This window comes from Micromonospora sp. I033, assembly GCF_053890995.1.
Window position 1 is genome coordinate 1 of the sequence record NZ_JBSSLX010000208.1, and the last position, 10285, is coordinate 10285.

Annotated in this window: 12 protein-coding genes; 10 read left to right on the forward strand and 2 right to left on the reverse strand. The window is 75.8% G+C overall.

Features of this window, described 5'->3' with window-relative positions:
- Both ACW0Q9_RS25395 and ACW0Q9_RS25400 read left to right on the forward strand, forming a co-directional pair.
- On the forward strand, positions 1-657 hold a 657-nt coding region (locus tag ACW0Q9_RS25395; protein WP_456185441.1), incomplete at its 5' end, for a TcmI family type II polyketide cyclase.
- Positions 658-756: 99 nt separating this feature from the next.
- Positions 757-1431: a DUF2238 domain-containing protein gene (locus ACW0Q9_RS25400; protein ID WP_456185443.1), complete on the forward strand. Its 675-nt coding sequence runs from the start codon at positions 757-759 to the stop codon at positions 1429-1431.
- Positions 1432-1441: 10 nt separating this feature from the next.
- Here ACW0Q9_RS25400 and ACW0Q9_RS25405 read toward each other — a convergent pair whose 3' ends face one another.
- Positions 1442-1609, reverse strand: a complete 168-nt coding sequence (locus ACW0Q9_RS25405; RefSeq protein WP_456185445.1) for a hypothetical protein — start codon at positions 1607-1609, stop codon at positions 1442-1444.
- Positions 1610-1831: 222 nt separating this feature from the next.
- Here ACW0Q9_RS25405 and ACW0Q9_RS25410 point away from each other — a divergent pair, with 222 nt between their 5' ends.
- The 8 genes from ACW0Q9_RS25410 to ACW0Q9_RS25445 all read left to right on the forward strand — a co-directional run bounded on the left by ACW0Q9_RS25410 (position 1832) and on the right by ACW0Q9_RS25445 (position 8568).
- Complete coding sequence (locus ACW0Q9_RS25410) at positions 1832-2215, forward strand: DUF1622 domain-containing protein (protein WP_456185447.1); 384 nt, start codon at positions 1832-1834, stop codon at positions 2213-2215.
- 22 nt (positions 2216-2237) lie between these two features.
- Positions 2238-2723, forward strand: a complete 486-nt coding sequence (locus ACW0Q9_RS25415) for a macro domain-containing protein (protein WP_456185448.1) — start codon at positions 2238-2240, stop codon at positions 2721-2723.
- A 229-nt stretch (positions 2724-2952) separates the two neighbouring features.
- Positions 2953-5073, forward strand: a complete 2121-nt coding sequence (locus ACW0Q9_RS25420; RefSeq protein WP_456185450.1) for a heavy metal translocating P-type ATPase — start codon at positions 2953-2955, stop codon at positions 5071-5073.
- Between the two features lie 97 nt (positions 5074-5170).
- The gene (locus ACW0Q9_RS25425) at positions 5171-5572 is read left to right on the forward strand and encodes a TOBE domain-containing protein (RefSeq protein WP_456185452.1); all 402 of its coding nucleotides are present in this window, start codon (positions 5171-5173) and stop codon (positions 5570-5572) included.
- On the forward strand, positions 5569-6342 hold the full coding sequence (gene modA / locus ACW0Q9_RS25430; RefSeq protein ID WP_456185454.1) for a molybdate ABC transporter substrate-binding protein: 774 nt from the start codon (positions 5569-5571) through the stop codon (positions 6340-6342). Before ACW0Q9_RS25425 ends, modA begins: the two co-directional genes overlap by 4 nt.
- Positions 6339-7139 (forward strand): ABC transporter permease, encoded by an 801-nt coding sequence (locus tag ACW0Q9_RS25435; RefSeq protein ID WP_456185456.1) that lies wholly within the window; start codon positions 6339-6341, stop codon positions 7137-7139. The genes modA and ACW0Q9_RS25435 overlap by 4 nt, the downstream gene beginning before the upstream one ends.
- Complete coding sequence (locus ACW0Q9_RS25440; protein ID WP_456185458.1) at positions 7136-8194, forward strand: ABC transporter ATP-binding protein; 1059 nt, start codon at positions 7136-7138, stop codon at positions 8192-8194. Before ACW0Q9_RS25435 ends, ACW0Q9_RS25440 begins: the two co-directional genes overlap by 4 nt.
- Positions 8195-8289: 95 nt before the next feature.
- On the forward strand, positions 8290-8568 hold the full coding sequence (locus tag ACW0Q9_RS25445) for a hypothetical protein (protein ID WP_456185460.1): 279 nt from the start codon (positions 8290-8292) through the stop codon (positions 8566-8568).
- Positions 8569-8592: 24 nt separating this feature from the next.
- Here the strand turns inward: ACW0Q9_RS25445 and ACW0Q9_RS25450 are convergent.
- Positions 8593-10285 (reverse strand): sulfatase (locus ACW0Q9_RS25450; protein WP_456185462.1); only part of this gene is annotated, 1693 nt, incomplete at its 5' end.

Sequence of the window (10285 nt, forward strand, 5' to 3'; positions counted from 1 at the left end):
CGGAACGTGATCGTCTGCCACATGGTCCCCGGCAGCGACAAGATCGTCGGGGATGTCTTCGGCCACTACGACCAGGCCACCCGGCCCCAGGACCTCGGGGTCATCGGGCGCATCCTGCTGTCCCACCACGACCTCTACATCCACGTCATCGAGCGCGAGCAGGACCCGAGGATCTCGGGCCAGACCCGGGGCCTGCCCGCGTTCCAGAAGATCGCCGAGGCCATCGGCCCGTACGTGACGCCGTACCCGCGGTACTGGAAGAACCCGTCCGACTCGGTGGCCAAGGAGTTCTACCACTGGGCCGCGGCGGGGGAGCCGCCCGCGGAGACCACGCTGACCGTGATCGTCGGGCGGATCAAGCCCGGCGCCGAACCGGACGTGGCCCGGGTCTTCGGCGAGTCGGACGCCGGGTCGCTGCCGACCGAGCTGGGCGTCACCGCGCGCTGGCTCTACTCGATCGACGACGTCTACGTCCACCTGCTCGAACAGGAGGCGTCGGCCGCCGAGGCGACCCGGAACAACCACGACGCGAAGCCGGTCTTCGCCAAGGTGATGCAGGACCTCGCCCCCTACGTCAGCCCGTACCGGCCGGAGGAGTGGCACGGCCCGCAGGACTCGGTGGCCACGGTGTTCTACCGCTGGCGGGCCGAGGACTGAGCCGCGCGGCGGGGCGTCCGAGGGCGCCCCGCCGTTGCTATCGTCGCCCTCGTCGGGCGGCGCCGGGCCGCACGGATGAACGTGAACAGGCGGTCGCCGGTGTCCCGAGCACGCACAGTCGTCCCACCGGCGCTGCTGGTCCTGGTCCTCGTCGCCCTGGTGGTCTCCGGCATCCGCCCGTACGACCGGCTGACCTGGCTGCTGGAGACCGTCTGGGTGCTCGCCGGCGTCCCGCTGGTGCTGCTCACCTGGCGCCGGTTCCCGCTGACCACGCTGCTCTGCTGCCTGCTCGCGGCGCACGCGCTGATCCTCGTCGTCGGCGGGCACTACAGCTACGCGCGCACCCCGGTCGGCGACTGGGCGCGCGAGACGTTCCACCTGGTCCGCAACCCGTACGACCGGCTCGGCCACTTCGCCCAGGGCTTCGTGCCGGCCATCCTGGTGCGCGAGATCCTGGTCCGCCGGTCGCCGCTGCGGGGCAGCCGCTGGCTCGCCCCGCTGGTGGTCTGCGCGTGCCTGGCGTTCAGCGCCCTCTTCGAGATGATCGAGTGGTGGGCGGCGCTGGCCGGCGGGTCGGCGGCCGACGACTTCCTGGCGACCCAGGGCGACGTCTGGGACACCCAGTGGGACATGTTCCTGGCGCTGGTCGGGGCGATCACCTCGCTGGCGCTGCTCAGCCGCCTCCACGACCGCCAGTTGCCGGCCCCCGCGCCGGCCGCCGCCCCGCCGCGCGCCGCCGTCGAGGCCCGGGCCGACCGGTCGCCGGGATCCTGAGACGCCGGCCTCACTCGTCGCCGACGGTCTCCGTCTCGCCGTCGTGCTGGTACCGCGGCGTCAGGTGCTCGTCGGGCTGCGGCGCCTGGGCCAGGTTGTGGTGGGGGTCCCCGTCCGCCGAGTACAGGACGTCGTCGGTCTTCTTGCTCTTCTCCTGGTCCTCTTCCGGCTGCGTCACGTCCGCTCCTCGCCAGGTGCCGTCGGTGACCGCCCGCCGACGCGGCGGGACGGTCGGGTCCGGTTCCCACCCTAGGCGCGGCGGCGGGCGGTGGTAGGCGAATGCCGGTGAGCCCGCCGCCCGGGCGGACTCGGGCGAAAGCGGTCCACCGGCCGCGGCGATGCGACAGGGTGGTGCTGCGGACGGCACGCGCGGGGGCCGCCGGCGGTACGGGGGTGTCGGGTGCCGACCAGGGAGATCGTCCAGCGCGTCGGCACGCTCCTGGACCTGGCCGGAGTGCTGGTCATCGCGGTCGGCGTCGCGGTCGCCACGGTCGTCTTCGCCCTGCGCTGGTGGCGCACCCGGCAGGTCGTCGACCACTACCGGGCGTACCGGCAGGGGGTCGGGCGGGCCATCCTGCTCGGCCTGGAGCTGCTGGTCGCCGGGGACATCATCCGGACCGTGGCGGTCTCGCCCACCTTCACCAGCGTCGGGGTGCTGGCGCTGATCGTGCTGGTCCGGACGTTCCTCAGCGTCTCCCTCCAGGTGGAGCTGGACGGCCGCTGGCCGTGGCAGGGCAAGGGGCCGGTGGGCAGCTCCGGCGTGGCGACCCGACCGGAGCGCTGAGGTGTCGTACCGGCCGGGCAGGATGGCGGCCGTGACACCGCTGCGGATCATCAAGGGCGACGCGACCAGCCCGCAGGCCAAGGGCCGCAAGGTGATCGCGCACGTCTGCAACGACCTGGGCGGCTGGGGGAAGGGCTTCGTGCTGGCGATCTCCCGCCGCTGGCCGGAGCCGGAGCGTGACTACCGGGACTGGCACCGGCACCGGGCCGGCAACGACTTCGGGCTCGGCGCCACCCGGCTGGTGCGGGTCGCGCCCGACGTGTGGGTGGCCAACATGGTCGGCCAGCGGGGAATGCGTCGGGGCAGCGCCGGGCCGCCGATCCGCTACGACGCGGTCGAGCGCTGCCTGTCCGCCCTCGCCGACGAGGTCGTAGAGCTGGACGCGTCGGTGCACATGCCCCGGATCGGCTGCGGTCTGGCCGGTGGCACCTGGGACCGCATCGAGCCGCTGGTGCTCCGCGCCCTCTGCGCCCGGGACATCCCGGTCACCGTCTACGACCGGGACTGAAACCGCGGCGGGCGAGCCCGCGGGCTCCGGCCGCGCGCCGCCCGCGCGGCTGGTGGCCCGGTGACCTCATGCGGGTGGCGGCCCCGAGTGCCCGAGCCTCCCGCCGATCCGGCTGCCGCTCCTCGCCAATGCGCCGCTCCGGGCGCGTGGATCGCGAAAGGATGGCACCGGAGTCCGATCTTGTCGAATACCCCTAGGGGGTATAGGGTCGTGACGGAGGTGGAGTTCGATGGAACACGAACACCGGCACCACGGCACGACCCCGACCGCGGCGGGCGGCGCACCGCACGCCGACCATGACGGGCGTGCCGGCCACGAAGGTCACGACCGGCACGGTGCGGGGCACGACAAGCACGCCGGGCACGACCCCGAGCAGTTCCGCCGCAAGTTCTGGCTGAGCCTGGCGCTGACCGTGCCGATCGTGCTGACCAGCCACATGGTCATGGACTGGTTCGGCTACTCGCTGGATTTCCCGGGCGTCCGCTGGGTCGGCCCGGTCCTGGGCACGGTCGTCTTCTTCTACGGTGGCTGGCCGTTCCTGGTCGGCGGCGTCCGCGAGCTGCGCGACCGGGCGCCGGGCATGATGCTGCTCATCTCGATGGCGATCACGGTCGCCTACCTGGCCTCGGTGGCCACCAGCCTCGGCCTGTTCGACCTGGACTTCTGGTGGGAGCTGGCCGCCCTGGTCACCATCATGCTGCTCGGGCACTGGCAGGAGATGAAGGCGATCGGGCAGGCCCAGGGCGCCCTGTCGGCGCTCGCCGCGCTGCTGCCCGACGACGCCGAACGCCTCGACGACGCCGGGCAGCCGCACCGGGTGCCGGTGGCCGACCTGCGGGTCGGTGACCTGGTGCTGGTCCGCTCCGGCGGCCGGGTCCCCGCCGACGGCCGGATCGTCGACGGCGCCGCCGAGCTGGACGAGTCGATGATCACCGGCGAGTCCCGGCCGGTGCCGCGCGCCGTCGGGGACCGGGTGGTCGCCGGCACGGTGGCCACCGACTCGGCCCTGCGGGTACGCGTCGAGGCCGTCGGCGAGGACACCGCGCTCGCCGGCATCGGCCGGCTCGTCGCCCAGGCGCAGGCCTCCGGCGGGCGCGCCCAGGTGCTCGCCGACCGGTTCGCCGCGCTGCTGTTCTACGTGGCGGCCCTCGCCGGCCTGGCCACCTTCGTGGCCTGGCTGGTGCTCGGCAACACCGACCAGGCCGTGATCCGGACCGTGACGGTGCTGGTGATCGCCTGCCCGCACGCCCTCGGGCTGGCCATCCCGCTGGTCGTGGCGCTCTCCACGGCGCTCTCCGCGCGCGCCGGCATCCTGGTGAAGGACCGCCTCGCCCTGGAACGGATGCGCACCGTCGACGCGGTGCTGTTCGACAAGACCGGCACCCTCACCAAGGGACGGCACACCGTGACCGGGGTGGCGGCCACCGGCGGGCTGGACGATGACGGCGCGCTGCGCCTCGCCGGCGCGGTCGAGGCCGACAGCGAGCACCCGCTCGCCAAGGCCCTGGTCAGCGCCGCGCAGGACCGTGGCCTGCGGGCCGCCGCCCGGGACTTCCGCTCGCTGACCGGCCGGGGCGTACGCGCCACGGTGGACGGCGCCGACTGGGCCGTGGGCGGGCCGGCCCTGCTGCGGGAACTCGGCACCGAGGCCCCCGCCGAGCTGACCCGGGCGGCGGAGGGATGGTCCCGGCGGGGCGCCGCCGTGCTGCACCTGGTCCGGCTGCCCGAAGGCGGCCGCCCCGAGGTGGTCGGCGCGTTCGCCCTGGAGGACGAGGTCCGTCCCGAGGCCCGCGCGGCCATCGCCGAACTGCGCGCGCAGGGGGTGAAGAAGATCGTGATGATCACCGGGGACGCCCGGCCGGTCGCCGAGGCGGTCGCCGCCGACCTGGGCTTCCGCCCCGGCGTGGACGAGGTCTTCGCCGAGGTGCTCCCCGCCGACAAGGACAAGGCGGTCACCGAACTCCAGTCGCGCGGCCTGACCGTGGCGATGGTCGGCGACGGGGTCAACGACGCCCCGGCGCTCGCCCGCGCCGACGTGGGCGTGGCCATCGGCGCCGGCACCGACGTGGCCATCGAGTCCGCCGGGGTGGTGCTGGCCAGCTCCGACCCGCGCGGGGTCACCGGCGTGATCCGGCTGTCCCGGGCCTCGTACCGGAAGATGCGGCAGAACCTGGCCTGGGCGGCCGGCTACAACGTGGTGGCCATCCCGCTCGCCGCCGGGATCCTGGCCTGGGCGGGTGTCGCGCTCAGCCCGGCCGTCGCCGCCGTGCTGATGTCCGCCTCCACCATCGTGGTGGCGGTCAACGCCCAGCTGCTCCGCCGGGTCCGGCTCACCCCGGCCGACGGCTGACGCGCCGCAGCTACGACCGGCGCGGCCCCTCGCTCCTGGCGGATGCGAGGGGTTGCGCCGTTCCGCACCCGCACCTGCGAACCGCTAGGGTGGCCGCGTGACGGTGTTCCGGATCGGCGAGGCCGCCGAACTGCTCGGGGTCAGCGCGGACACGGTCCGCCGCTGGATCGACGCCGGGCGGCTGCCGGCCGCCCGCGACGAGCACGGCCACCGGGTGCTCGACGGCGCCGACGTGGCCGCGTTCGTCCGCGCGCCGGGCCACCCCGAACTCTCCTCGGCCCGCAACCGGCTGCGCGGCATCGTCACGGCGGTTGTCAAGGACACCGTGATGGCACAGGTCGACATCCAGGCCGGGCCGTTCCGGATCGTGTCGCTGATGAGCCGCGAGGCGGTCGACGACCTCGACCTCCAGGTCGGCTCGGTCGCCGTCGCCGTGATCAAGTCGACCACCGTCGTGGTGGAACGCGCGCCCGCGCCGAAGGGAAGGACCAACCCGTGACCGTACGGTGGACCCGCGCCGCCCTGGCCGGGCTGGCCGCGCTGACCCTGGGCGCGGCCGGCTGCGGCGGAGCCGACGACGACCCCGCCGGCGGCACGGTGACCGTCTTCGCCGCCGCCTCGCTCACCGAGTCCTTCACGAAGCTCGGCGCGGAGTTCGAGGCCGCCCACCCCGGCACCCGGGTCGTCCTCAACTTCGCCGGCAGCTCGGCGCTCGCCGCCCAGATCACCCAGGGCGCGCCGGCCGACGTCTTCGCGGCCGCCTCGCCGGCCACCATGAAGACCGTCACCGACGCGGGTGACGCAGCCGGGGCGCCGGCCGTCCTGGTCCGCAACCAGCTCGTCATCGCCGTGGCCGAGGGCAATCCGGACCGGGTCGGCGGCCTGGCCGACCTGGCCCGCCCGGGCCGGAAGGTGGCGCTCTGCGCCGAGCAGGTGCCCTGCGGCGCGGCGGCGAAGGCGGCCCTCGCCGCGGCCGGGGTGCGGCTCACCCCGGCCACCCTGGAGCAGGACGTCAAGGGCGCGCTGGCCAAGGTGAGGCTCGGCGAGGTCGACGCGGCACTGGTCTACCGCACCGACGTGCGCGCCGCCGCCGGGCTGGCCGCCGTCGAGTTCCCGGAGTCCGCCCGGGCGGTAAACGACTACCCGATCGTGGTGCTGGAGCACGCCGGCAACCCGGCCGGGGCCCGCGCCTTCGTCGACCAGGTCCGCTCCGACGCCGGCCTGGCCGTGCTCACCGCCGCCGGGTTCCAGGCTCCGCCGCGCCAGTGAGCCGATCCACGCGCCGCCGCCAGCGGGTGCCACTGGCCCTGCTGCTCCCCGCCGGGCTCGGGCTGCTCTTCCTCGTGCTGCCGCTGGCCGGGCTGCTGGTCCGGGCACCCTGGACCACGCTGCCCCGGCGGCTGGCCCAGCCCGGCGTGCTGACCGCGCTGCGGCTCTCCCTGGAGACCGCCACCGCCGCCACGCTGCTCTGCGTCGCGCTCGGCGTACCCCTGGCCTGGCTGCTGGCCCGGGTCGAGTTCCCCGGCCGGCGGCTCGTCCGCGCGCTGGTCACCGTGCCGCTGGTGCTGCCACCGGTGGTCGGCGGGGTGGCGCTGCTGCTGGTGTTCGGCCGGCGCGGGTTGCTCGGGTCCTGGCTGGACGCGACGTTCGGGGTGACCCTGCCGTTCACCACCGCCGGCGTGGTGCTGGCCGAGGCGTTCGTCGCCATGCCGTTCCTGGTCATCGCCGTCGAGGGCGCGCTGCGCGGCGCCGACCCGCGCTACGAGGAGGCGGCGGCCACCCTCGGCGCCGGCCGCTGGACCACCTTCACCCGGGTCACCCTGCCGCTGGTCGCCCCCGGGGTGGCAGCCGGCGCGGTGCTCTGCTGGGCCCGCGCGCTCGGCGAGTTCGGCGCCACCATCACCTTCGCCGGCAACTATCCGGGGCGGACGCAGACCATGCCGCTCGCCGTCTACCTGGCCCTGGAGACCGACGTGCAGGCGGCCATCGTGCTCAGCCTCATCCTGCTCACCGTCTCGGTGGCCATCCTCGCCGGGCTGCGCGACCGCTGGGTCGGCACGGCGTGACCACGTCCCTGCTCGACGCACACCTGGTCGCCGACCGGGGCGCCTTCCACCTCGACGTGCGGCTGCGCATCGGCGCCGGGGAGGTGGTGGCGCTGCTCGGCCCGAACGGTGCCGGCAAGACCACCGCCCTACGCGCCCTCGCCGGGCTGCACCCGCTCAGCGCCGGGCACCTCACCCTCGGCGGCGCCGACCTCGACCGCCCCGACCGGCGGGTGTGGACCCCGCCCGAGCGGCGCCCGGTCGGCGTGGTGTTCCAGGACTACCTGCTCTTCCCGCACCTCAGCGCCCTGGACAACGTGGCGTTCGGGCCGCGCCGCCGGGGCGCCGACCGCCGGACCGCCCGGGCCCGCGCGCAGGGCTGGCTGGACCGGGTCGGCCTGGGTGGCCAGGCCCGGCACCGGCCGCGCCAGCTCTCCGGTGGGCAGGCCCAGCGGGTCGCCCTGGCCCGCGCGCTCGCCGTCGAGCCCACCCTGCTGCTGCTCGACGAGCCGCTCGCCGCGCTCGACGCCCGGACCCGGCTCGACACCCGCGCCGAACTCCAGCACCACCTCGGCGCGCACCCCGGCGCCACCCTGCTGGTCACCCACGACCCGCTGGACGCCCTGGTGCTCGCCGACCGGCTGGTCATCGTCGAGCACGGGCGGGTGGTCCAGGAGGGGGACGCGGCGACCGTCACGGCGCGCCCCCGCACCGACTACGTGGCCCGGCTCGTCGGGCTCAACCTGCACCGCGGGCACGCCGACGGGCACGCCGTCACGGTGGGCGGGCTCACCCTCACCACGGCGGACACCGTACGCGGGGAGGCGTTCGTGGCCTTCCCGCCGGCGGCCGTCGCGCTGCACCCCACCCGCCCGGACGGCAGCCCGCGCAACGTCTGGCCGGCCACGGTGACCGGGGTGCAGCGGCACGGCGACAACCTGCGGGTCCAGCTCGCCGGGCCGGTCGCCGTGGCCGCCGACGTGACCCCCGCCGCGGCGGCCCACCTCGGGCTGCGCCCCGGCCAGCCGGTCTGGGCGGCGGTCAAGGCCGCGGAGACCCGGGCGTACCCGGCGTGACGCACGCCGCAGGCCGGTCCACTCTCGGCGGTCGGAGGTTTGACGCCGGCCCGCCCGGTCACTGAACAGGGGAGCGACCACGAAGGGGGAACGGGGTGCCCGACACGACACGATTCCGCGCCAGTCAGGACGCGGTCCTGCCGGACGACGTCACCGACCCGCTGCTGTGGCGGGCCGCGTACGACGTGGCCGCCGCCCACCAGCCCGACGCGACGGGACGCTGTCCCAGCCTGCTCTGCGCCGGGCGGAACGCGCCCTGCGAGCCGATGGTGAACGCGCGCCGGGCCATGCGGCTGGCCCGGGGCGCCGCCCGCCGCGCCGGGTTCCGGGAGACCGGCGGCCGGACGGCCCGGGACCGGCGCCGGGCGGCCTGAACCGGCCGGCGGCGTCACCCGCGGTCAGTGACCGGGGGAGAAGGCGGCGAGGAAGCGGTCCCGGAAGGTGTCCATCCGCCACACCGGGGCCCGCGGGCCGGGGCGCAGCCCGTCCTGCCAGCCCCAACCGGCGACCCGGTCCAGCACCGCCGGGTCCTTCGCCACGATGGTGATCGGCACGTCCCGGCCGGCGCCCTCCCCGGTCACCGAGGCCGTCGGCTGGTGGTCGCCGAGGAAGACGAGCACCAGGTCGTCCCCGCCGTAGGTCAGCACGTACGACACCAGGGTGCCGAGGCTGTACTCGATGGAGTGCCGGTAGTCGGCGCGCACCTGGTTGCCGTCCCGCTGCACGATGTCCCGGCTGCCGCCGGTGTTCGTGGACGCCGTGTGGAAGACGGTGCCGTCGCCGACCGCGTCCCAGGGCACCGGCTTCGGGATGGCCGACCAGGGGGAGTGGCTGGAGACCAGCGGGATCTCCGCCATCAGCGGGGCGTGCGGCCGGTCCCGCTCCAGCCGCTGGAAGGTGGCCAGGGTGTACTGGTCGGGCATCGGGGCGTAGCTGAACTTCGGGCCCCGGTAGGCCAGCTTCCCGGCGTCGTAGTAGCGGTCGTAGCCGTAGAACTTTCCCTCCGGCCACGGCTCGGTGGCGGCGGGGAACACACCGACGGTCTGCCAGCCGGCCCGGTGGAACGCGCCGCCCAGGGTGAGCCGGTCGCCGGCCAGCAGGTCGCGGTGGCGCTGGTCGTTGTCGATCCAGAGTCCGGAGAGCAGGGTGGCGTGGGCCAGCCAGCTGCCGCCGCCGAACGTGGGCGAGGTGAGGAAGCCGCTGCGGGCGTCGTAACCGGCCGCCCGCAGCCGGCGGTAGCCGTCGTCGAGCACCGCGTTCACACCCGGCGCGAGCGCCGGGTCCTCCACCGCGTCGCGGCCGTAGCTCTCCACGAACGTGACCAGCACGTCCTTGCCGCGCAGCCCGGTCAGCAGCCGGTCGCCGGGCACGTCCCGGTACGCGTCGGCAGTCACCTCCCCGGCGAACGCCGCGCGGTCGCGCAGGCCGGCCCGGACCTGGCCGACGTGCGACGCCACCAGGGTGGTCGCCGTCCGGTCGGCGACCGGCACGCCGGCGGCGAGGCGTACCCCGAACAGGGCGCAGCCCAGCCAGAGCACGGCCAGCGCGGCGACCACCCGCACCGCGCCGGTGCGGTGCCCGGCCAGGAGCCGGGCCAGCCGCCGCACGGCGAGCGCCACCAGCACCGGCAGGCCGGCCACGAGCAGCACCACCCCGGCCGCGGCGGCGACCGCGCCGGCCCGGCCGGCCGAGTCGGTGAGGTAGCCGAAGCCGTCGTCGAACAGCCGCCAGTCGAGCAGCACGTCGAACGGGCGGTCCCGGGCCAGCCAGAAGCCCGTGTCCAGCAGCTTGACCACGGTCAGCAGGCCCAGCGCCAGGCCGAGCGCCACGGCGACCGGCCGGCGGGCCCGGGCCGGCAGGACGAGCAGCAGGGCCGCCGCGACCAGGGCCTCCACCGGGATCCGCAGCGCCGCGCCCGGCCCCGCGTCGGCGAGCCGGTCCGGCGCGACCAGCGCCGCCGCGACCAGCAGCGCGGCCAGCCCGGTGAGGACCGTGCCGGCCGCCCGACGGGTACGCGGGGTGGCCGCCTCGGGCACCGCCGGGTCGTCCGGGGTCGCGGCGTCCTCCGGCGGGCCCGGCGTCGGCGCGGGC

Bases quoted from the DNA above. Each gene is read 5' to 3' on its own strand.
- ACW0Q9_RS25415 (WP_456185448.1), top strand. From the start codon at position 2,238: ATGGCGGCCGTGACACCGCTGCGGATCATCAAGGGCGACGCGACCAGC.
- ACW0Q9_RS25420 (WP_456185450.1), top strand. From the start codon at position 2,953: ATGGAACACGAACACCGGCACCACGGCACGACCCCGACCGCGGCGGGC.